This window comes from Haloarchaeobius pelagicus (genome assembly GCF_051207375.1).
Taxonomy (GTDB): Archaea; Halobacteriota; Halobacteria; order Halobacteriales; family Natrialbaceae; genus Haloarchaeobius.
Map to the genome: position 1 here is coordinate 485,740 of NZ_JBPJZD010000001.1, position 20,214 is coordinate 505,953.

Here is a 20,214-nt window from a genome sequence, read left to right on the forward strand (position 1 = left end):
GCAGCGAAGCGAGCATGTCTCACGGTGTTCAACATCGGGGAGGGTAGACCGCCCCACCCACGACCGCGATGTTCAAGTGAAGTTGCGCTAGTCCTACGGTAGTGGCAGTTTCGTTCGACCTCTTCGGGACGCTCGTGGACGTGGACCGTCCGGCAGACCCAGCAGAAGCGGTCGCTGAGGCACTCCGAGACCGCGATGTCGCAGTCCCCGACGACTGGGCCGCGGCGTACCGGGAGGTCCACATTGACGCGCCCGCGGGCGCGGAAGTCCCCTTGCCGGCGCACGTCTCGGCAGCCCTGCAGAGCCGCGGCGTCGACGCGCCGGGGAACGCGCCGCGGCGGGCGGTCGTCTCGGCGTTCGACCCCGAGGTCAGGACCCGAGAGGGTGCAGTTGCAGCAGTCGAGGCCGCACGGGAACAGGGACCGGTCGCGCTCTGCTCGAACTGCGCGGTGCCGGAGCTCGTCGGGCGGACGCTCGTCCGGTCGGACCTGGGGCGTGGTGACTTCGACACCATCGTCACCAGCGTCGCCTGTGGCTGGCGCAAGCCCGACGCACACATCTTCGAGACGGTGGCGCGCCAGCTTGACTGCGATGTCGAAGCCCTCGTCCACGTCGGGGACGACCCGGGGACCGACGGGGGCATCACGGATGCAGGCGGCCGGTTCGTCGACATCGCGGAGACGCCCCTGGGCTCGCTCCCGGTGGAACTGGGGTGGTCCGGGTGACGGTCGCGGCGGCGGCCGCGGTCGGGGCCGGCTTCGCACTCGACGTGCTCACGGGTGAGCCGCCGACCGAGGCGCACCCGGTGGCGTGGTTCGGCAAACTCGTCGCGTCGGTCGACCGGGAGTGGTCGCACCCGCGGCTCGTGGGGGCGCTGGCGACCCTGGTGTTGCCGGTGGTGGCCGCAGGTGTGGTGGGCGGGCTGGTCTTTCTCGTCGAGCAGTACGACACCTGGTACGGCGCTGGCGCGGCGGCGGTCGCGCTGTACCTGACGACCAGTCTGCGGATGCTGTTGCGCGAGGGGCTTCGGGTGGTTCGATTGTCGGAGGACGACGAGGCGGAAGCCCGCGAAGCACTGTTGTCGCTGGCGGGGCGGGACGCGAGCGAGCTCTCCGCGGGGCAACTCAGGAGTGCGGCGGTCGAGTCGGTCGCGGAGAATCTGGCAGACGGCTTCGTCGCGCCGCTGTTTGCGTTTACGTTGTTTACAACCGTCGCACTCCCGTTCGCGGCCGCGGCGGCCGTGTGGGTGAAGGCGGTGAACACGCTCGATTCGATGCTGGGCTATCACTCGAAGCCGGTCGGCTGGGCTCCGGCCAGACTCGACGACGTGGTGATGTGGCTCCCGGCGCGGCTCTCGGCGCTTCTCATCGTGCAGGCGGCCAGGCAGCCACGAGCACTCCTCCGGGCGCGGTACTGGCTCTCGGAGGTCCCGTCGCCGAACTCCGGGTGGCCGATGGGGGCCATCGCGGCGGTCCTGGACGTCCGGCTGGAGAAGCCGGGCGTGTACGTCCTGAACGCGGGTGCGGACCTGCCGTCGCCACAGAAAGCCCGGCGGGGGATTCAGGTGGTCGGGTCGGCGGGGCTCGTCGCCGTGCTCTACGCCGGGGTGGTCGCGTGGCTCTGAGCCTCGCCGCGCTCCGGGGGGCGCTCGGGTTCCTGACGCGGCTGCCTGCAGGTCACGACGAGGCGGCGTGGGACGCCTACCGACAGGCTCCCGTCGCGATGGTCCCCGTGGGCTACCTCGTCGGCGTGCTCTGTGCGCTCCCGGTCGTCGTGGGCAATTTGCTCGCGCTCCCGGCTACAGTCGTCGGGTTCGGCTACCTGCTCGCGGTGTACCTCGCGACGGGCATCAACCACCTCGACGGGGTGGCCGACTGCGGTGACGCCGCGGTGGTTCACGGCTCGCCGGCCGACCGCCGTGAGGTGCTGAAGGACACCACGACCGGGGTGGGCGCGCTCGCCGCGGTCGGGCTGGTGCTCGTCGGACTCGCACTGGGCGGGGTCGCGGTCGCTGGTCTGCCTCTGGCGGGCGCGGTCGCCGTCGTCGTCGCCAGCGAGGTCGGTGCCAAAGCGGGGATGGTCCTGCTCGTCGGTCTCGGTGAGGCGGCCCACGAGGGGTTCGGGAGCGCACTGATGGCCGACGCCGGCCGCGGCACGACCGCATCCGGCATTGCCCTCGCGACGCCAGTCGTCCTCCTCGGCGTGCCGACGCCGGACTGGCAGCCGGTCGCCGTCGTCACGCTCGCCGCGCTCGGGGCCGGAATCCTCGTCGCTCTCGTCGCCCTGGCGTGGGCCGACGACCGCCTCGGCGGGGTCAGCGGGGACGTGTTCGGCGCGACCAACGAGTTCGCCCGGGTGGCCGGACTCCACGTGGGGGTGATCGCGTGGACGCTCTCGTGATGTGCGGCGGCCGGGGAACTCGCCTCGGTTCCGAGACGGAGAAACCGCTCTACCCCATCGCCGGGACGCCGATGGTCGACCGGGTGGTGGCGGCACTCGCCGGGAGCCGGGTGGAGACCGTGCACGCAGCCGTCTCCCCGCACGCCCCCGAGACGCGAGCGCATCTCTCGAATGCTGCAATCGAGGGGCAACCATTCTCCCTCGTCCAGACCCCTGGCGACGGGTACGTCGCCGACCTGCAGGCCGCCCTCGCTACCGTCGACGCGCCGGTGCTGACGGTGGCCGCCGACCTCCCCCTGCTCGCGCCGGTCGTGGTCGACCGCGTGCTTGACCGGTTCGCGGGGGACTCGCTGGCCGTCGTCGTCCCGACCGAACTGAAGCGCGCCCTCGGCGCGAGCTGTGACACCGAATTCGACGGGTACGCCCCGACGGGTGTGAACGTCGTCGCCGACACCGATTCCGAGACCATGTATACCAGTTACGACGCCCGACTCGCCGTGAACGTGAACCGCCAGTCAGACGCCGACCTCGCGGAGGAACTATGCGACTGATCCTGTGTGCGGGGTCGACCGAGACCGCCAGCATCGAGGGCATCAGCGCCGCCGGGGCGGACCCCGACCTGATGCGTCATACGCCGAGTGCCGACGCCGAGATCCTCACCTACGGCCAGCCGGTCCGCGCGCCGGTCGTCCCGGTGAGTCCGTCGGGCTGTCCGACGCCGGCCATCCTCACCCGGGCGGTCCGCGAGGAACTCGGGTTCGACGTGACCGTGGTCGACGCGGGGCTCGCAGAGCCCACGGGCGCACCGACCGTGTCCGTCGGAGCCAGAACGGGCGCGGACATCCGTGAGGCGAACCCCGTCCCGACTGCACCCGGCGCGTTCACCGCGGCCCGCCAGTTCGGCCGGGCACTCCCCGACGAGCACGTGGTCGTGGGCGAAACCGTCCCCGGCGGGACGACCACCGCACTCGGTGTCTTACGGGCTCTCGGCGAGGTCGCGACCGTCTCGTCGTCGTTCCCGGACAATCCGCTCGAACAGAAGCGCGAGGTCGTCCGCGAGGGGCTGGCAGCCTCCGGGCTCGAACCCGGTGACTGCGCCGGTGACCCGCGCGAGGCGGTCCGGCGGATGGGTGACCCCGTCCTCGCGACCGTCGCCGGGCTCGCCCTCGGCGCGCTCGAATCCGGGACTCGCGTCACCCTGGGCGGCGGGACCCAGTTGCTGACCGCCGGCGCGCTCGTCAGACACGCCGGGGGCGAGCAGTCGATGGAACTCGCCACGACCAGTTTCGTGGCCGACGACGTGGACGACCTGGCCGACGCCGCCCGGCGGCTCGACCTCGACCTGACCGTGACCGACCCCGGCTTCGAGTCCGGAGAGCACGTCGCCATGGCCCGCTACGTCGCCGGGGAGGCCAAGGAGGGCGTCGGCCTCGGCGGCGCACTCGCCCTGGCGGACCGGGCCGACGCACTGCCGGCGGTCCGCGAGGCGATTCCCCGGGTGTACGCGTCGGTCGTCGACGAGCCGGCGGGAGGCGAGGATGCACCCTGACTCGGTTCGCGACGCCAAGCGGGTGCCCCACGGCGGGACCACTGATAGAAGCGTGCTCGACCTGAGCGCGAACACGAACCCCGAGACCCCACCCGGCACCGAGTGCATCTACACCGCGGCGCTCGCCGAGGCGGACCGCTACCCCGACGACCGGTACGACGAGTTCCGGGCCGCGGCCGCAGCCTTCGTCGGCTGCCGTCCCGAGCAGGTGGTGCCGACGCCGGGCGGGCTCGCCGCGATTCGGCTCGCCATCCAGACGACGGTCAGTCCCGGGGAGACGGTCGTGGTTCCCTCTCCCAGCTTCGGCGAGTACGCTCGCGAGGTCCGCCTCCAGGGGGCCGACCCGGTGTTCGTCGAGCACGACGAGATGCTGGCGACCGACCCGGCCGACCACGCCATGGTCATCGCCTGCACCCCGAACAACCCGACCGGGGAGTGCCCATCCCGCGATGACCTGGTCGCCCTCGCGGACCGGTGTGCCGATTCGGGAATCCCGCTGCTCGCCGACGAGGCGTTCCTGGGGTACACCGACCAGGCGTCGCTGGCCGGCCACGACGGCGTCATCGTCGCCCGCTCCCTGACCAAACTGTTCGGACTTCCCGGGCTGCGGGCCGGCTACGCCGTCGCGACCGGCGCGGACCGCGACGCGCTGGACACGGCCCGGCGCGCCTGGAACCTCGGGACGCCCGCGGCCGCCGTCGGGGCACACTGTCTCCGCCAGACCCAGTTCGTCGCCTCGACCCGCGAGACGGTCGCCCGGGAGCGAGCGAAACTCCGAGACGCGCTCGAACCGCACTTCGACGTGGCCCCGTCCGACGCCCCGTTCCTGCTGCTCGACTGTCGCGACCGCGACGTGGACGCACTGCTCGACCGGGCGCGCGAGGCGGGCGTGGTCCTCCGGGACGCCCGGACCTTCCGGACCCTCGACTCACACGTCAGAATCGCCGTCAAGAACCGCGACGCGACCGACCAGGCACTGGCAGCGCTCGGAGTCGCACACTGATGTTCGAGACGACGAGCGCCGACGACGTTCTCCGGCTCGCCCGGCCCGACACCACCTGGCTCTCGACAGGCTGGCGGGGCGGTCGCTCGCGGGCCGACGCCGCCTACACGATTTCGGTGCCAGAGGGCTGGCACTGCGACGACCTCGACGAGTACGTGACCGACCGACTGGCGGCTGCCGGGTTCGACCCGGGGATGGTCCCGGACTCACCGGTCCTGCTCACCGGCGTCGACCTCGCACACCTCCGGGGCGCACGCTGCGGCCCGGTCGAAGCCTACGTGACGGCGGGCGTCTCGAACCCGGCCGAGCTGCCGATGGACCCCGCTGGTGGGAGCCTTCCGACCGGGGAACTCGTCGCCGGGACCGTCAACGTCGTCGTGGGCACGACCCGTAATCTCGCGCCCGGCGCGCTGGCGAACCTGGTCGCGGTCGCCGCCGAGGCGAAGGCCGCGACCCTGCTCGACGCGGTCGGCGTCCCCGGCACGACCTCTGACGCGGTGGTGGTCGCCGCGGACCCCGATGGCGACCCGGCCGAGTTCTCGGGGAGTGCCACCCCGGTCGGAGCGGCCGCCCGCGCCTGTGTCCGGGACGCCATCGCCGCGTCATTGACTGCGCGATACGCGGAGACCGACCCACCGTCGGGTGTCGAGGACGCGCCCTACGGCGTCTCGACCGACGTTCGGGCCGAGGTGTTCCAGCCGTGACCCACACCGTGCTCGTCGCCGGGACCGCCAGTCACGTCGGGAAGTCGACCGTGGTCGCCGGTCTCTGCCGGCTGCTCGCGGACCGTGGCGTGTCGGTCGCGCCGTTCAAGGCCCAGAACATGAGCAACAACGCCCACGTCGCCCCGACGCCCGACGGCGAGTGGGGCGAGATCGGCGTCTCGCAGTACGTGCAGGCCCGGTCCGCGAGAATCCAGCCGACGACCGACGTGAACCCGGTGTTGCTCAAGCCCCGGGGCGACGGCGAGTCCCAGCTGGTCATCGACGGGCAGGCGGTCGGGCACTTCGAAGCCGGCTCCTACTACGCCGAGCACTGGGAGGAGGCACGGGGCGCGGCCGAGGGAGCGTATCGCCGGCTGGCCGCGAAGTACGACGTGATTCTCGCGGAGGGTGCGGGTAGCATCGCCGAGATAAACCTCCACGACCGCGACCTCGCGAACGTCGAGACCGCACGGTTCGCGGATGCGGACATCCTACTCGTCGCCGACATCGAGCGCGGCGGCGTGTTCGCCTCGCTGGTGGGGACGCTCGAACTCGTGCCCGAGGATATCCGCGAGCAGGTCGCAGGCGTGGTCATCACCAAGTTCCGGGGCGACCTCGACATCCTTCAGCCCGGCCTCGACGCGTTCGAGGACCGGACCGGCGTCCCGGTGCTCGGCGTGGTTCCGTACGACGACCCCGGGCTCCCCGAGGAGGACAGCGTCGCGCTCCCGCCGGTCGGCCAGCGCCGGGTCGACGGGGCGGACGACCATCCGGACCCGGTCCGCATCGGGGTGCCACGGCTCCCGCACGTCTCGAACGCGACCGACCTGCAGCCACTCGCCCGTGAACACGGTGTCCGGGTCGTCTACCTCCCGCTCGACGACGGGCTGTCGGACGTCGACGCCGTGGTCATCCCGGGGACGAAGAACACGGTCGACGACCTGCGGGCGCTCCGCGAGGCCGGCTTCGACGAGGCATTGCGAGCCTTCGAGGGTCCAATCGTCGGCCTCTGTGGCGGCTACCAGCTGCTGGGTGAGTGTATCGAGAACGCCCACGTCGAGGGAACCGGAACCGAGCGAACCATCGACGGGGTCGGCCGCTTGCCCGTCGTCACCCGCTTCGACCACGAGAAGCAGGTCCGTCCCGCGACGTACGACCTCGCGGGCGTCGGCCCACTGGCGGGTGCCGAGGGACCGGTCTCGGGCTACGAGATTCACGCCGGCGAGACGGTCGCGACGGGGGACGTGATGACGCCCTTCGCGGTCGACGGCGACGCGAGTGCCGCACTCGGGGCCGCCACCGACGACGTGTGCGGGACGTACCTCCACGGCCTGTTCGAGAACCGGAACGCCCGGCGGGCGTTCCTCGAACGCCTGGGTGTCGACCCCGGCGACACCGGCCAGGGGACTGTCACGGACTCCGCTGACCGGGCCGCCGCGCTGGTGGCCGACAGCGTCGACCTCTCGGGGGTTTTCCCCACGTCGGAAGCCACTGGTAACAGGTCATCTGACGGCCGAAACTTATAGGAGCTACCCTACCCGTTCTTCGAATGGTTACGGGCACTCGCCCTGACCAGTCGACGCCAGTCACACGCAGTCTCTTTCCCCCCTTTCGGTGGTCAGGAAACAGAGACGATGGGTTGGGACCCTGGGGGTGGTGAGGCGTCGGACGTATTGTTCGTTTCTGGGTGCTGGTAGACCGGTTGGGAGTGAAACAGTCCCGGTTCCGTGACGAAACAATCTAGTAATTGATGTCTATTGGTGGGCGATTAGCGGGACGCTTCCCGCATGGGTGATGCAGGTCCCCCAACCAGTAGTCGACGAACGGTGCTGAAATCGGTGGCACTCTTCGGTGCCGGTGGGCTCGCCTTCGACGGCGTCTCCCGCGTTGGCCAGGCGGACGACAGGTCGACGACCCTGGAGACGGCGGCGGTGTTCGGCCGGACGACACCTGACGCCAACCACATTTCTTTCACCCGAGTAAATGCGAATACTTATTGCGGTGCTCGCGGCTACATCCAGCAAATGGTCGAAGCAATCGCCGTCGCCAGCGGGAAGGGTGGGACTGGCAAGACGACGGCGACCCTCGCGCTGGGGATGGCGCTCGCCGAGGCGCACGACGTGACCGTCGTAGACACCGACACCGGCCTCGCGAACCTCCTCTTTCACACCGGGCTCGAGGACGCCGACGTGACCCTCCACGACCTCCTGCTCGGCGACGCGGACCTCTCGGTCGCCGACGCGACCTACGACCGGTTCGGGATGCGGGTCGTCCCCTGTGGGACCTCGCTCGGGGACTTCCGGCAGGCCGACCCCACCCGACTCCGGGACGTGGTCGCCGACCTCGCCGCGGACACCGACGTGCTCTTGCTCGACTCACCGGCCGCCATCGGGAGCGTCAGTGCCGTCCTCCCCGTCGTGCTCGCGGACCGGATGGTCGTCGTCCTCCAGCCCACCATCCCGGCGCTCTCGGACGGCCTGAAGGTCCAGGAGTACGCCCGGTCGTACGGGACCGGCGGCGCGGGCGTGCTGTTCAACCGCGTCCACGACCCCGAGGCGGTCGACCGCATCACCGACCAGACGGAGCGCTACTTCGATGGCCCGGTCCTCGCGAGCGTTCCCGACTCGGACGCCGCCAGGGCTGCACGGAACGCGGGCGAACCACTGCTCGCACACGCCCCGGACTGTCCCGCCGCCACGGCGTTCCGCGACGCCGCCGCCGGGATCGAGATACGGGACCAGGAACCGGGAGCCGTGGCCGACCGCTTCCGCAGCGCCGTCATCCCGCAGCCACCGTGAGACTGCCGCGTGGGACCATCGTCCGGTCGCGCGTCGTCCAGTCACCAGCGACCGCGCTCGCGGCCGCGCTCGACGATGCGGTCACGGGCTACCTCGTCCTCGAGCCGCAGGACGCGCTGTTGCTCGGCGACGACGGGAGCGGTGTCATCACTCTCGCATCGGGGGTCCCGGTGCTGGCGTACCACGTCGGGACCGACCGCGGCGGGGCCGAAGCGCTCGCGGACCTCGCCGCCCCCGGCCCCTACAGCGTCGAACTGTACGCCGTCGACGACGGTGCCCTCGATGCGGCCCACGAGGCCACCAGCCTGCGGGTGCCACCGGGATTGCCCGCGGACCGCCTCGCGGCCGACCCGGCCCTCGCGACCAGGACGCGCGAGGCAGCGCCCGCCGACCGTCGCGAGGAACGGGTCGAGGAGGACGAGGACCCGCTGGCGGCGTTCCTCGCCGACGAGGAGCGCATCGCCGCCATCCAGGAGGCGGCCGAGCAGGAGGCGGCCCGGCGGGCCGAGGAGTGGGGACTTGCGGACGTACTCGAGTAGGAGTCGGGTGGCGATGCTGCCGCGACGATGGGCAGCGCCCGGTCAGGCGGGCGTGAGTCGAAGCAACCGGTCGTCGTTGCCGGTCGGGAACGGCCCGCTCGCCCGACCGTCGCGGTTCGACGTGACGAGGTACAGTGCGCCGTCCGGACCCTGCTCGACGTGGCGGATTCTGCCGACCTCGTCGACGAGCAGGTCGTGTGTGGTCGCGACCCAGGAGCCGTCGGTCCAGTCGCCGTCGTGGCGCACGCCGGTCTCGCCGAGTGGCGGCAGGTCGGCCGTGGGGTCACCGTCGTCGGCCGGGGTCAACGTCGCGACCTTCAGGCGCTGGCTGCCGAGGGCCCCGAACACCAGCCGGTTGCGGAACGCCGGGACGGCATCGGCGGTGTAGAAGACGCCGCCAGCGGGTGCCCAGGTGTTCCCGAGGCTGCTGGCGACGGGCGGCGTCACCCCGTCGGTTGTCCGGTAGGCGGGCGGGTCCCGGGCGTCTGCCCACCCGTAGTCGTTGCCAGGGTGGAGAACGCTCACCTCGTCCGGGCCCGGCCCGTGTTCGGTGATGACCGGTGTCCCGTCGGGCTGCCACGTGATGCACTGCGGGTTCCGGTGTCCAACGGTGAACACTCGCGGGTCGCCGCCGTGGTCGGGGTTCCCCGGGGCGGGCTCGCCCTCTGGCGTCAGGCGAAGGACCGTCCCACCGAGGAACGACGGGTCGCGGGCTCGTGCTTTCTGGCCGGCGTCGCCGACCGTCACCCAGAGGTAGTTCTCCGGCCCGAAGGCGATGCGACCCCCGTTGTGGAACCGGTTCGCGGGAATCTCGTCGATGAGCGTCTTCACGCGGGTGGCAGGGTCGTCCGCCGAGACGTCGATGTACACGAGTTTGTTGTACCACTCCCGGTCGTGCCTGTACGTGTAGTAGACGTACACCAGCGGGACGTCCGGGTACGAGGGATGGACGGTCGTGCCCATGGTCCCGCCCTCGCCACCGTCGAGGAACCAGCTCCGCTCGCGGCTGCCCTGGTCGACCGCTTTGGCGTCGAGTGCGTCGTCGGGGCTGGCGACCGCTTCGAGTTCGCCGGCGGCGAACCGGTTCACTCGGCCGACACGCTCGGTGATGAACAGGTCACCGTTCGGGGCGAACGAGAGGTCCCAGGGGATCTCGAGACCGGTGACGAGGGTCTCCAGTTCGACCTCGATCTCCGGCGACTCGGTCGGGGCGCGCCAGGCTTGGTCGTACCGCGACCACGATTCGATGTCGTGGCCGAGACGGGTGTCGTAGTCGGGCTCGACCACCGGTGTCTCGGTCGTCTTCGTGGGCGGTTCGGTCGACGTGCGGGACTCTCCCGTCGATTCGCCCCCGAGACACCCCGAGACCATCGTGGCGGCGGCAAGCGACAGGAGGGTTCGGCGGCGATACCGGTCGGTCATGGGTGGGCACCCGGTTCCGCGGACGAGAGGGGGTCGTGCGTCGACAGCATGTGTGGAGAGGGTCCGACGGACGGGTCGGTCCGAACGACGCCGTCGGAACGTACCGACGTTTTGGAAAATTGAAACCAAGTATCTTGTGATGCGTTCTCTCCCGGGGTCGCCAGCGGGCCGCTACGGCCGGATATCGTCGAGGTCGTCGACCGTCGGCCCGTTGACGATGGTGACGGTCGTCCCCTCCTGGTGGATGCGGAAAGCGTCCGCGAAGCCGCCGTCGGGGATGACCCAGACGCCCGGTGACTGCTCGCTGCCGCCGTGGCCAGCGAGGAGGGTCTGGTAGGCCTGCCGGAACTCGGTCGCGTCGGCGGGCGTGGCCCATTCGGTCACGAAGACGTGGCCGTACTCGCCGTCGCTGTTCTGGTAGGGCAAGACGGCGTCGCCGACCCAGCCAGCAGAGGGCGGGCTCCGGTAGTCGAACCGGTCGTAGATGCCCGACGGGGTCGAGAACGTCGAGGTGTTGATGGTCGAGATGTTGTACTGGCGGGACTGGTACCAGAACATCGAGTAGATGGACGCTTCACCGACGGTGTCCGTGCCGTGCTCGAACGTCTGCCAGCCGTTGCGCGACCGGTCCTCGATGGTCACCTCCACGGGGGTGAACTCGCGGCCCGGGTGGATGAGCGCACTGGAGGTCTGGGGCGGGTTCACCCACAGCTTGTTCACGCGCTCCCAGCCACCGTCCTGCACCAGCTGGTGGACGTACCACGGACCGTCGGAGTACGGCTGGAAGATGGTGACGAGGATGCCGAGGTTCATGTCGCTGCTGCCGCCGCTGGACTGGGTGCCCGGGGTCTTCACGCAGGACCACTCACCGCTCGTACAGCGTTCGAGGTACAGCGCCTCGATGTAGTCGGCTTCACCCTCGATGAGGCCGTTAGCGGCGAGTTGCTGATCCTGGGTCTTCGCCTGGTTCTGGACGCGCTTGATGTCGAAGTGCTGGTCCTGGAGCGCGTGGGTGAGCTCGTGGACGAACGTCGCGTTGTTGATGACCAGCCGGTCGGGGTCGTCGCTGACCATGACGACCTTGTTCGTCCCGGCGGCGTAGTAGCCGAGGACGGCCGAGCCGGTCACCGAGCCGAACTCGTCCTCGATGTTCTTCTGCTCGTCGGAGATGAACAGCGCCTCCCACACCTGGTCGTTCCAGCGGTTCTTGCTCTCGTTATCGGTGCTCCCGTTGGCCGAGTTCGCGCGCTGTTGGTCCCGGGTGATGACCGAGACGGTCACCGGTTCTTTGAACTCCAGGTTGCGCAAGACCTCGACGCGGGCCATCGAGCGGGCGAGGAACGCCTCCTGTTCCGCCTCGCTGATGCCGTCGCTCTGGTCGACGTCTATCGATTCGTTGTACCAGTAGCCGTTCTCCCAGCCGATGCGGTCGGTCGCGGGGTCGGCGAACGGCCCGGTGTCGTCGCCCACGCCGGTCCCGTCGTCGGACCCGAAGAAGCCGAAACAGCCGGCGAGGAGGACGAGGGTAACGACCGTGACTGTCTGTATCGCCTTCGCCTTCACGCGGACAGTAGGGCGGCAGGCGCTAAAACGGTTATCTGCGCGATAGGTAACCGCGAGCCCGACCAGGTCTGCCGAGGGCTCGGCAGCCCTCCAGTGGTTAGCGACCGCGTGACAGCCTCGTCACCTGTTTTGGGAGTAGACTTATAGGGGTTTCAACGCTAAATCGCATGACCTTCGATAGCACGGGCTCGCCACGGCTCGTGTCAGCCCTACCAATGAGCGATACCAACACGACAGACGGGAACACCACCATCGGGCCCACGCCGGGGGATGACGGCCGTGGTGGCTCCTTCGGTGCTGCCACGCTGGACGCGATTCCGACGCAGTTCGCGGTGCTGGACACCGACGGTTCCATCGTCTACACCAACGACGCCTGGCGAGAGTTCGCGCGAGACAACGGCTTCGAGGACGACCCCAGCATGGTCGGCACCAACTACCTCGCGGTCTGTAACCACAGTTCGACGGACGACGCGACGGACGCGGCGGCCGGCATCGAGGCGGTGCTGCTGGACGAGCGGGACGTCTACTCGCTCGAGTACCCGTGTCACAGCCCGACGACGAAGCGGTGGTTCGTCATGCGAGCCAGTCGGTTCGACCACGCGGGCGAGACGTTCGTGCTGGTGTTACACCTCGACATCACCGGGCGCAAGCAGTCCGAGGCCGCGGTCGAACACCGGAACCGACAGCTCGAACAGGTCAATCGCGTCGGCCGGCTCGTCCGGGAGGTCATCGCGTCGCTTCTGGACGTCTCGCGCCGCGAAGACCTCGAGAGCATCGTCTGTCGGGAGCTCGCGAACGCGAGGTTCTGCCGGCTCGCGTGGGTCGTCGACCGCAGTGTCGACGGGAGCATCCGACCCCGGGTCGGCGCGGGCGACGACGAGCTGCTCGACGAGATGGCGGCCCTCGGCCCGTCGATGATCGAGCGCACGACGGTCGGCGAGGCGCTCGACGGGCAGGGCCCGCTGGTCGAGCGCGTCGCGACCGACCCGGTACAGGAGCTGGCGATGGGTGCGGGCTGTACGGCCTACACGGCGGTGCCACTCACGTACCGGGGTGCCCGGTACGGGGCCCTCGTCGTCCACACGGACCGGCCCGACGCCTTCGGCGACCTCGAACGCGACGCGTTCGCGGTGCTCGGGAACACACTCGGCTACGCGATGAACGCCGTCGAGTCCCGGCAACTCCTCCACGGCGAGTTCGCGACCGAGGTTCGCGTCGACGTCGACGCGAAGCGCGCACCCCTCGCCGCGGTTTCGCGGGCGGCCGACGAGCCACTCGTCCTCACCGCGAGCACCGTCGCCGCGGACGGACTCCGGCTGTACGCCGAGGGGGAAGGCGTGTCGCCCGAGACGGTCGTCGACACCCTGGAGACCCACCCGGACGTGACACACGCCTCGGTGCTGGGCGAACACGACGGCCGCTGCCGGTTCGCCTGCGTGGTGACGGGCGGGTCGCCGCTGCTCAGGGTCGCCCAGCGCGGTGCGGGGAACCGGGCCGCGACGGTCACCGGCGACCGGTACGGCCTGACCGTCGAGACCGCCTCGACCGCGGACATCGGCGACCTCGTCGCACAGCTCCAGACCGAGTTCGACCGGGTCGACCTGCGCGCGAAGAAGCGGGTCGAGCGCGAGTCCGACAGCGCACTCGCGTACTGGGAACGGCTCGAAGCACGGCTCACCGACCGCCAGCTCGCCATCCTCGAGGCGTCGTTCAGGGCGGGCTACTTCGAGTGGCCGCGGAACGCCGACGGCGGGGACATCGCCGCCACGTTCGACATCTCCGCGCCGACGTTCCACGAGCATCTGCGTGGGGGGCTCAGCAAGGTGATGAGCGAACTGTTCGAGGAGCAGTCCTGACCGGCTGTTCCGGGGGCTGCGCCGTTCAGTCCGCCGTCGCCCCGGCCGTCTCGGTCACGTGCTCGCGGCGTCCCCGGCGCGCGAGGCTGAGCAGTCTGAGGCTGGCACGTTCGACACCGTCGTAGTCCGCGGCCTCGATGGCGCGCTCGGCGGCCGAGAGGGCGTTGCGAATCTCTTCGTCCGTCGGCGTCTCGTGCGTCTGTGACATACCTGGCTGGTCACACCCCCACGTAAAAGGGGTGAGCCAAGGGCGGAGTGAAAGTGAAAGTGAACGAGACAGTGCCGACGACGGGCGTCTCGGTCACCCCAGGGGTGGCGTCGCGAACTCGTCCCCACACGTCTCGCAGACCGCGATCGGCTCCGCGTCCGGGCCCAGCCGGGCGAGCAGTTCGCCGTCCCCGCACGTGGGACACGGCTCCGGGATGTGCGCTGCGTCGCAGTCGGGACAGACCAGGGCCGGGGTATCGCCAGCGACGTCGAGGCGCAGGTCGCCGTGGCCACAGTCCGGGCACGCGACCGGTATCCGCGTGTCCTCGGTGTCCCGCGGGGCCCCCAGCGCGAGGGCGACGCAGTCGGTGTCGCCGCGGTTCCACCCGCTCTGGAACTCACCGGGGCCGAACCGGATGGCCTCCCCCGCCGACACGGTGACCTCGCCGCCGGGTGCGTCGGGCGTCTCGAACGTCGCGACCCCGGCGAGGACGACGAACACCTCCGCCTGGTCGGTGTGGGCGTGGAGGCCACCCGGGAACCCGTCGCCGGGGGCGAGACGGTAGTGGCTGAGCGCGAGGTCGGTGGTCCCGAGTGGTCCGGTGAGGCGACGCCGCTCGCTCTCGTCGCCGATGCGGTCGTCGGTCACACCCTCGAGCGCGACGTGGTTCATCTGCGTTTCAGCTCCTCGGTGGTCTCGAACCCGGTGCCGAGCACGGACGGTTCGACGGCTCGCGACGATGCACCCACGCCAGAACACCTCTCGAATCGGACACTGACATGGCCTGGATGTGTCCCCCGTGTGGGTGTCTCCCGTCCGTGCCATCCCGGCTCCTGTCCTGTTCCTTTTGCTGATAGTACTCTCATTCCGAACACGTCCGTGCTTACTCGTGTCGAATATTCAATGTCCGGTACCGACAATCACCATCGCCGTTCTCTTGTCTGAACGGTCCGTCTCGCTTGTCGAACTGTGTTCAGAGAATTAGAACGACGGGTGGAAACTCCCTGAAAATAAAAGCCCATCGAGACTAGATGTTGGGAAGATTTTACAACTCTCTGCATATATCTATCTTACAATGAGTGTCTTTGTCGAGTTCACCGTCAAATCACCGATGCTACGGGAAGCCCGAAGCCGTGCGCCGGGGATGACCTTCCAGATTCACGACCTCCGGCTCAAGGACCGGTTGACCGTCATCCTCGTCTTCTCGGCGTACGGCGACGACTACGAGGCGTTCGAGGCGGGCATGGTGGCCGACGAGACGCTCAGCGAGTTCAGCATCCTCTCGGACTTCGATGACCACCGCCTGTACCATACGACGATGACCGAAGAGGCCGCGGAACAGGCACTCTACCCCTTCGTCGTCGACCACGACATCTTCTTCCAGGCACACACGGCGACGGCGGACGAGTCCCGGATTCGAGCGACCGTCGCCAACGAGGAGACGTTCCAGGAGTTCATCGCGTACTGCGACCGCCACGACATCCCCCTGACCGTCCAGCGGATCCTCCGCGAGCACCAAGAAACGGGGACCCGGGAAGCGGAGGCCAACCTCGCGGAACTTACCCCGGCACAGCGGGAGGCGCTCGAAGCGAGCGTCAAGGCGGGCTACTACGAGGTCCCGCGACAGAGCACGCTCGAAGACGTCGCCGGCGAGCTCGGCGTCTCCAGCCAGGCGACCTCCGAACGACTCCGGCGCGGGATGCGGACGGTGCTCCGGGAGACCCTCTTCTCCGACGAGTTCGAGGACGACCACGACGAGCGTCCGGTCGAAATCCGGTGAGGGGCGGCGGGGGTGACGGTGGAACGACCGCGCTCCAATTCTACTCAAGATACTTATAGGTGTCCGGAGTATTCCTATCAGAGTCGCGGACATCGCGTCTCGGAACGACCGACATGGATCTCGAACAATTCACCAGGGAGAACGCACCGAAGTCGGGCGGAGACGGATTCCAGCTCGAGAACTCGAAACTGCTCGACGTGACCCTCGACGGGACCGTCATGGCGAAAGCCGGCTCGATGGTCGCCTACGAGGGCGACATCTCGTTCGAGCGGAAGTCTGCTGGCGGGCTGACAGGAATGCTGAAGAAGGCTGCGACGGGGGAGGGCTCGGTCATGATGGAGGCGACGGGCCGGGGCAACCTCTACCTCGCCGACCAGGGCAAGAAGGTCCAGATACTCAGCCTCGACCCCGGCGAGGAGATCAGCGTGAACGGCAACGACGTGCTCGCGTTCGACAGCAGCGTCGAGTGGGACATCCGGACCATCGACAGCATCGCCGGCGTGACCACCGGCGGGCTGTTCAACGTCTACCTCAAGGGCCCGGGCGACGTCGCAATCACGACCCACGGCGAGCCGCTGGTGCTGGAGACGCCGGTCTCGACGGACCCGGACGCGACGGTCGCCTGGAGCAGCGCCGTCTCTCCGGGCGTCAAGACGGACCGCAACATCAAGGGCTTCCTCGGGAAGTCCTCGGGCGAGACGTACCAGCTCGACTTCAGCGAGCCCGGCGGCTTCGTCATCGTCCAGCCCTACGAGGAGGTCGGGCCGGCGCAGTAAGCCCGACGATTACGATTCTTTTCGGACGGTTATCACGGGCACCGACACCGACCGGACGGTCTTCTCCGCGACGCTCCCCATGAGGACGCGGTCGACCCCGCGCCGTCCGGTCGTCCCCATCACGACGGCGTCCACGTCGTGGGCGTCGGCGACCAACTCGATGAGCTCGTCCGGGTTGCCGTGCTCGACGTGCCGGTGGATGGCTGTGACACCACGTTCGTCGGCCGCCGAGACGACGGCGTCGATGGCCTCGGTCGCCGCCTCCTCGGGCCCGCGTTCGTCCTCGACGACCGAGAGCACGTGAACCTGCGCGTCGAGGGCGGCCGCGAGGTCGAGGCCGTGCTCGGCGGCGCGGAGTGCCGTGTCGCTCCCGTCGGTCGGGAGCAGGATGGACTCGTACGGGAACTCGAGGTCGTCCCCTTCGAGCATCCGGGCGGTGAGGACCGGCACGGGCGAGAGCCGGACGACCTTCTCGGTGACACTCCCGAGCAGGTAGCGCGAGAGGCTCTGCCGGGCGTGCGTCGGCATCACGATGAGGTCGTACTCGTAGCGTTCGGCGTACTCGACGATGGTCGGAGCCGGGTCGCCCTGGACCACGTCGGTCGTGTACTCGACCCCGAGGGTATCGAGGGTCGACCCGACCTCGGCGACGACGGTGTCGCCTTGCCGGACCAGCGTGTCGACGACGTCCGCCTCGACGACGGTGACGCTGTCGCGGCCGGTGTCGGCCACGTTCAACACCCGGACCGTCGCGTCGGCCCAGTGGGCGATCTCGGCCGCGTGGTGGACGACTGCGGTCGACTCGGTGCTCTCGTCGACGGGGAGGAGGATATCGTCGTACATGTGTGAATGCGTACACTACGTCGGGGGCTACCTAAGGGCTTTCCACGAGCAGGGACGCGATGTCCCCCGCTGGATTCCCCATCACGACATAATACGTCGTTATCACTTCCCCCCAGAACGGTTCTGGTGGGGCCGTCCCACCCCGTCCCCACGGGCGATTAGTCAAATATCCTCTCGGTGATAGTAGTCCTATGGTCGTTCCACTGCAAGCGGATGGGTTCCCGACGACGCCGGATGCGTTCGTCGACCAGTACGGCCCGGGAATCGTCGACGTCGCGGCGACCGTCGCAATCTTCCTCGTGGCGTTCGCGGTGCTCTACGTCGTCGGCAAGTACGTCCTCGTCCGACTGACCGAGCGGTCGCTCGAATCCCGCGGGTTCAAACCCGGTATCGTCGGTCTCGGGAGCAGTATCGCCGGTCTCATCGCACTCGTCGGCGCGCTCGCCCTCGGCGCGACCGTCGCCGGGTTCGGGACCGTTCTCGTCGCCTTCGCGACCCTCACGGGTGCACTCGTGCTCGCTATCGGGTTCGCCACCCAGGACCTCGTCTCGAACTTCGTCGCCGGGGTGTTCATCCTGAAGGACGAGCCCTTCAAGACCGGTGACTGGATCGCCTGGGACGGCAACGAGGGCGTCGTCCGCGAGATCAGCCTCCGGGTGACCACGCTCGACACCTTCGCCAACGAGATGGTGACCGTCCCGAACGGCCAGCTCGCCAACGCGGTGCTGGTCAACCCCGTCGGCAACGACACGCTACGGGTCTCCTACGACTTCGGCATCAGCTACGACGACGACATCGAACAGGCACAGCGCATCATCACGGAGGTCGCCCGCACCATCGACGGGGTGCTCCTCGACCCCGAACCGTCGGCCCCGGTCGCTGACCTCGGTGATTCGGCTGTCGTCCTCTCCGGACGCGTCTGGGTGAATCCACGCGAGACGAGTGCTGCGGGCGTCCGCGCCCAGCTCGTCCAGGCGGTGAAAGAGCGCTTCGATGTGGACGGTATCAGCATGCCATACCCGCACTCGGAGCTCACCGGTTCGGTCGGTATCACCTCGACCGCGCCCGACGTAGAGGCGCTCTGAGCGGACAGAGACGGGTCCGCCCACCCCCGCCCGACCATGGACTGGTGTATCTATTAGCACCCCTCAACAGACGGTACGTTCATGTCCAACACACAACTTACGACGCAACCATGTCCGCACTGCACCGCCCCGACGAAACTCGTCAACGGCATCGAGCACTGTCCCGAATGCGACTGGTGGCCGACGCAAGGCAGCGATTAAGCCGGGCGTAACCGCCGCAGTCTCGTGGGATGGTCCGGGTCGTGGGGCATCGACCGGCGTCGGTCGTGTCGAACACCCAATGACTTGGCTGATGGTTTTTGAGAGCACATGATCTTCTGGTGAACAATGTCTTCACAGAGCAGTGGCACAGCAGCGCTCGAAGCCACAGACGGTGATGGCGCGTCGACCGACCGGACCGAACTCACGTCCGACGAAATATTCCAGCTGTTGACGAACACGAGACGTCGCAGAGCGCTTCGTGTGCTGTACGACCTCGAAGAGACGACGGACCTCGGGACGCTCGCGGACGAGGTCGCGGCGATGGAGATGGAGACGCCGGTCGCCGAAGTATCGTCCGACGAACGACAGCGGGTGTACATCTCGCTCTACCAGTCGCACCTGCCAGCACTCGCCGAAGCCGACGTCGTGGACTACGACAGCGAGAGCGGGCGGATCGAGCTCGGTCCCAACTTCGACCAGCTGGTGTCGTACCTGCAACTCGGCGATTCCCCGGACTCGTCGACGTCGCGGGGCTGGCTCGGATACTACCTCCTCGCGGGCTGTCTCGGCATCGTGTTCTGGTCGGTCCACTTCTTCCAGCTGCTACGCATCTCGCCACTGTTCTTGCACGCGGGCTCTACCGTGTCTACCGTCACGGTCGCCAGCGGCCACCTCATCTCCCGCGTCCGGGACCTCCTCTCCCAGCAGTCCCAGGCCCACTGAGCCGGACCCGACCCTAAGATAGTTGGGTTCACGTACTTTGCATTCGGCCAGTAGAGTTATTACCAATGAGTCAGTCCCCGCCCTCCGAAGGTGCAACGCTCGTCGACTGTGCCATCCTCTGGACACACGCGATGCTGGTCGGCGTCAGAGATCGGTCGACGAACACCGTCGCGCGTCTCCGGTCGGTCGTCGGCACGAGTTCCGGCACCGAGTCCGGAGCGACCCCGACGATGGAGCCGTCGTCGGACGACTGTCCCGATAGCGAGGTCGTCACTACCGAAGCCGAACCGCCCATGTGCACGAGCGAGGAGATCCTCGTCGCCGTCGACCGCGAGGGTGGACGGATGTGGCAGACCGACATCGTCGAAGCGGTGGGCTGTTCGTCCTCGACGGTCAGCCGACACCTGTCGGCGCTGGAGTCCAGGGGTGAGATCCAGCGCGTCACGGTCGGGCGCGAGAAGATCGTCGCCCTGTCGGACTACGAGTTCGAGGCGACGAGGACCATGCAGAGCGAGCACGACGCCCAGACGCAGGCGGCGTAGCGACGGTCGGGGGTCTGTTTCCGGTCCAGGTGCCTCCCGGGAGCGCGTTTCGGCTGTGCGATCCTGCCAGGCAGCCGTACTCGGCGTGTTACAGGTCCGACAGGGAGCGTTCTCCATCACGACGAGCCGTGGCAGTGGTTGCCCGGGCTGGTATAAAGACTGCATCTCTGAAGCTGTCAACGGTTCACCGCAGCACACCAATTTATTATGACACGAAATGCC

The 20,214-nt window shown here is 68.7% G+C and carries 21 protein-coding genes; 16 read left to right on the forward strand and 5 right to left on the reverse strand.

The genetic code is table 11. The features are described 5' to 3' along the window. The first annotated feature begins 101 nt into the window (after positions 1-101). The 10 genes from ACSC1S_RS02590 to ACSC1S_RS02635 all read left to right on the forward strand — a co-directional run bounded on the left by ACSC1S_RS02590 (position 102) and on the right by ACSC1S_RS02635 (position 8,993). Positions 102-725, forward strand: coding sequence for an HAD family hydrolase (locus tag ACSC1S_RS02590; protein ID WP_435363030.1), 624 nt, complete (start codon positions 102-104; stop codon positions 723-725). Beyond that, complete coding sequence (gene cbiB / locus ACSC1S_RS02595; protein WP_435364575.1) at positions 722-1,624, forward strand: adenosylcobinamide-phosphate synthase CbiB; 903 nt, start codon at positions 722-724, stop codon at positions 1,622-1,624. Before ACSC1S_RS02590 ends, cbiB begins: the two co-directional genes overlap by 4 nt. After that, positions 1,615-2,400 (forward strand): adenosylcobinamide-GDP ribazoletransferase, encoded by a 786-nt coding sequence (gene cobS, locus ACSC1S_RS02600; protein ID WP_435363031.1) that lies wholly within the window; start codon positions 1,615-1,617, stop codon positions 2,398-2,400. Before cbiB ends, cobS begins: the two co-directional genes overlap by 10 nt. Further along, positions 2,400-2,951 carry an NTP transferase domain-containing protein gene (locus ACSC1S_RS02605; RefSeq protein WP_435364576.1) on the forward strand — a complete coding sequence of 184 codons (552 nt, stop codon included), beginning with the start codon at positions 2,400-2,402 and terminating at the stop codon, positions 2,949-2,951. Before cobS ends, ACSC1S_RS02605 begins: the two co-directional genes overlap by 1 nt. After that, on the forward strand, positions 2,942-3,949 hold the full coding sequence (locus ACSC1S_RS02610; protein WP_435363032.1) for a nicotinate-nucleotide--dimethylbenzimidazole phosphoribosyltransferase: 1,008 nt from the start codon (positions 2,942-2,944) through the stop codon (positions 3,947-3,949). Before ACSC1S_RS02605 ends, ACSC1S_RS02610 begins: the two co-directional genes overlap by 10 nt. After that, positions 3,939-4,952 carry a threonine-phosphate decarboxylase gene (locus tag ACSC1S_RS02615; RefSeq protein ID WP_435363033.1) on the forward strand — a complete coding sequence of 338 codons (1,014 nt, stop codon included), beginning with the start codon at positions 3,939-3,941 and terminating at the stop codon, positions 4,950-4,952. The genes ACSC1S_RS02610 and ACSC1S_RS02615 overlap by 11 nt, the downstream gene beginning before the upstream one ends. Continuing rightward, positions 4,952-5,656 (forward strand): adenosylcobinamide amidohydrolase, encoded by a 705-nt coding sequence (locus ACSC1S_RS02620; protein WP_435363034.1) that lies wholly within the window; start codon positions 4,952-4,954, stop codon positions 5,654-5,656. Before ACSC1S_RS02615 ends, ACSC1S_RS02620 begins: the two co-directional genes overlap by 1 nt. After that, a complete protein-coding gene (locus tag ACSC1S_RS02625; RefSeq protein ID WP_435363035.1) occupies positions 5,653-7,182 on the forward strand; it encodes a cobyric acid synthase in 1,530 nt (509 codons plus the stop codon). Before ACSC1S_RS02620 ends, ACSC1S_RS02625 begins: the two co-directional genes overlap by 4 nt. Before the next feature lie 498 nt (positions 7,183-7,680). Then, positions 7,681-8,454 carry a nucleotide-binding protein gene (locus ACSC1S_RS02630; protein ID WP_435364577.1) on the forward strand — a complete coding sequence of 258 codons (774 nt, stop codon included), beginning with the start codon at positions 7,681-7,683 and terminating at the stop codon, positions 8,452-8,454. Next, on the forward strand, positions 8,451-8,993 hold the full coding sequence (locus ACSC1S_RS02635; RefSeq protein WP_435317268.1) for a DUF8054 family protein: 543 nt from the start codon (positions 8,451-8,453) through the stop codon (positions 8,991-8,993). Before ACSC1S_RS02630 ends, ACSC1S_RS02635 begins: the two co-directional genes overlap by 4 nt. A 42-nt stretch (positions 8,994-9,035) precedes the next feature. Here the strand turns inward: ACSC1S_RS02635 and ACSC1S_RS02640 are convergent, their stop codons facing one another. Together ACSC1S_RS02640 and ACSC1S_RS02645 are read right to left on the reverse strand one after the other, a co-directional pair. Further along, on the reverse strand, positions 9,036-10,415 hold the full coding sequence (locus ACSC1S_RS02640) for a PQQ-dependent sugar dehydrogenase (RefSeq protein ID WP_435363036.1): 1,380 nt from the start codon (positions 10,413-10,415) through the stop codon (positions 9,036-9,038). 171 nt (positions 10,416-10,586) lie between these two features. Next, a complete protein-coding gene (locus ACSC1S_RS02645; protein ID WP_435363037.1) occupies positions 10,587-11,978 on the reverse strand; it encodes an Hvo_1808 family surface protein in 1,392 nt (463 codons plus the stop codon). A gap of 215 nt (positions 11,979-12,193) precedes the next feature. Here ACSC1S_RS02645 and ACSC1S_RS02650 point away from each other — a divergent pair, with 215 nt between their 5' ends. After that, complete coding sequence (locus tag ACSC1S_RS02650) at positions 12,194-13,834, forward strand: bacterio-opsin activator domain-containing protein (protein WP_435363038.1); 1,641 nt, start codon at positions 12,194-12,196, stop codon at positions 13,832-13,834. Between the two features lie 25 nt (positions 13,835-13,859). Here the strand turns inward: ACSC1S_RS02650 and ACSC1S_RS02655 are convergent, their stop codons facing one another. Together ACSC1S_RS02655 and ACSC1S_RS02660 are read right to left on the reverse strand one after the other, a co-directional pair. Then, positions 13,860-14,042, reverse strand: coding sequence for a hypothetical protein (locus ACSC1S_RS02655; protein ID WP_261650254.1), 183 nt, complete (start codon positions 14,040-14,042; stop codon positions 13,860-13,862). 93 nt (positions 14,043-14,135) lie between these two features. Then, on the reverse strand, positions 14,136-14,714 hold the full coding sequence (locus ACSC1S_RS02660) for a cupin domain-containing protein (protein ID WP_435363039.1): 579 nt from the start codon (positions 14,712-14,714) through the stop codon (positions 14,136-14,138). Positions 14,715-15,117: 403 nt separating this feature from the next. Here ACSC1S_RS02660 and ACSC1S_RS02665 point away from each other — a divergent pair, with 403 nt between their 5' ends. Both ACSC1S_RS02665 and ACSC1S_RS02670 read left to right on the forward strand, forming a co-directional pair. Beyond that, on the forward strand, positions 15,118-15,822 hold the full coding sequence (locus ACSC1S_RS02665) for a helix-turn-helix domain-containing protein (protein ID WP_435363040.1): 705 nt from the start codon (positions 15,118-15,120) through the stop codon (positions 15,820-15,822). 113 nt (positions 15,823-15,935) lie between these two features. Then, the gene (locus tag ACSC1S_RS02670) at positions 15,936-16,598 is read left to right on the forward strand and encodes an AIM24 family protein (protein WP_435317275.1); all 663 of its coding nucleotides are present in this window, start codon (positions 15,936-15,938) and stop codon (positions 16,596-16,598) included. Between the two features lie 9 nt (positions 16,599-16,607). On the opposite strand, the gene ACSC1S_RS02675 is transcribed toward ACSC1S_RS02670, so the two are convergent. Continuing rightward, positions 16,608-17,441: a universal stress protein gene (locus tag ACSC1S_RS02675; RefSeq protein WP_435363041.1), complete on the reverse strand. Its 834-nt coding sequence runs from the start codon at positions 17,439-17,441 to the stop codon at positions 16,608-16,610. 191 nt (positions 17,442-17,632) lie between these two features. On the opposite strand from ACSC1S_RS02675, the gene ACSC1S_RS02680 reads away from it, so the two are divergent. The 3 genes from ACSC1S_RS02680 to ACSC1S_RS02690 all read left to right on the forward strand — a co-directional run bounded on the left by ACSC1S_RS02680 (position 17,633) and on the right by ACSC1S_RS02690 (position 19,992). After that, positions 17,633-18,526: a mechanosensitive ion channel family protein gene (locus ACSC1S_RS02680; protein WP_435363042.1), complete on the forward strand. Its 894-nt coding sequence runs from the start codon at positions 17,633-17,635 to the stop codon at positions 18,524-18,526. A 327-nt stretch (positions 18,527-18,853) separates the two neighbouring features. Continuing rightward, entirely contained in the window at positions 18,854-19,450 is a 597-nt protein-coding gene (locus tag ACSC1S_RS02685) for a DUF7344 domain-containing protein (protein WP_435363043.1), read from the forward strand. A 65-nt stretch (positions 19,451-19,515) separates the two neighbouring features. Beyond that, positions 19,516-19,992: a helix-turn-helix transcriptional regulator gene (locus ACSC1S_RS02690; RefSeq protein ID WP_435363044.1), complete on the forward strand. Its 477-nt coding sequence runs from the start codon at positions 19,516-19,518 to the stop codon at positions 19,990-19,992. The last annotated feature ends 222 nt before the right edge of the window (positions 19,993-20,214 follow it).

Excerpts from the sequence above, each read along its gene's own strand:
- ACSC1S_RS02605 (WP_435364576.1), top strand. The coding sequence starts at position 2,400 with ATGTGCGGCGGCCGGGGAACTCGCCTCGGTTCCGAGACGGAGAAACCG.
- ACSC1S_RS02610 (WP_435363032.1), top strand. The coding sequence starts at position 2,942 with ATGCGACTGATCCTGTGTGCGGGGTCGACCGAGACCGCCAGCATCGAG.
- ACSC1S_RS02615 (WP_435363033.1), top strand. The coding sequence starts at position 3,939 with ATGCACCCTGACTCGGTTCGCGACGCCAAGCGGGTGCCCCACGGCGGG.
- ACSC1S_RS02620 (WP_435363034.1), top strand. The coding sequence starts at position 4,952 with ATGTTCGAGACGACGAGCGCCGACGACGTTCTCCGGCTCGCCCGGCCC.
- ACSC1S_RS02630 (WP_435364577.1), top strand. The coding sequence starts at position 7,681 with ATGGTCGAAGCAATCGCCGTCGCCAGCGGGAAGGGTGGGACTGGCAAG.
- ACSC1S_RS02640 (WP_435363036.1), bottom strand. The coding sequence starts at position 10,415 with ATGACCGACCGGTATCGCCGCCGAACCCTCCTGTCGCTTGCCGCCGCC.
- ACSC1S_RS02650 (WP_435363038.1), top strand. The coding sequence starts at position 12,194 with ATGAGCGATACCAACACGACAGACGGGAACACCACCATCGGGCCCACG.
- ACSC1S_RS02655 (WP_261650254.1), bottom strand. The coding sequence starts at position 14,042 with ATGTCACAGACGCACGAGACGCCGACGGACGAAGAGATTCGCAACGCC.
- ACSC1S_RS02660 (WP_435363039.1), bottom strand. The coding sequence starts at position 14,714 with ATGAACCACGTCGCGCTCGAGGGTGTGACCGACGACCGCATCGGCGAC.
- ACSC1S_RS02665 (WP_435363040.1), top strand. The coding sequence starts at position 15,118 with ATGAGTGTCTTTGTCGAGTTCACCGTCAAATCACCGATGCTACGGGAA.
- ACSC1S_RS02670 (WP_435317275.1), top strand. The coding sequence starts at position 15,936 with ATGGATCTCGAACAATTCACCAGGGAGAACGCACCGAAGTCGGGCGGA.
- ACSC1S_RS02675 (WP_435363041.1), bottom strand. The coding sequence starts at position 17,441 with ATGTACGACGATATCCTCCTCCCCGTCGACGAGAGCACCGAGTCGACC.
- ACSC1S_RS02680 (WP_435363042.1), top strand. The coding sequence starts at position 17,633 with ATGGTCGTTCCACTGCAAGCGGATGGGTTCCCGACGACGCCGGATGCG.
- ACSC1S_RS02685 (WP_435363043.1), top strand. The coding sequence starts at position 18,854 with ATGTCTTCACAGAGCAGTGGCACAGCAGCGCTCGAAGCCACAGACGGT.
- ACSC1S_RS02690 (WP_435363044.1), top strand. The coding sequence starts at position 19,516 with ATGAGTCAGTCCCCGCCCTCCGAAGGTGCAACGCTCGTCGACTGTGCC.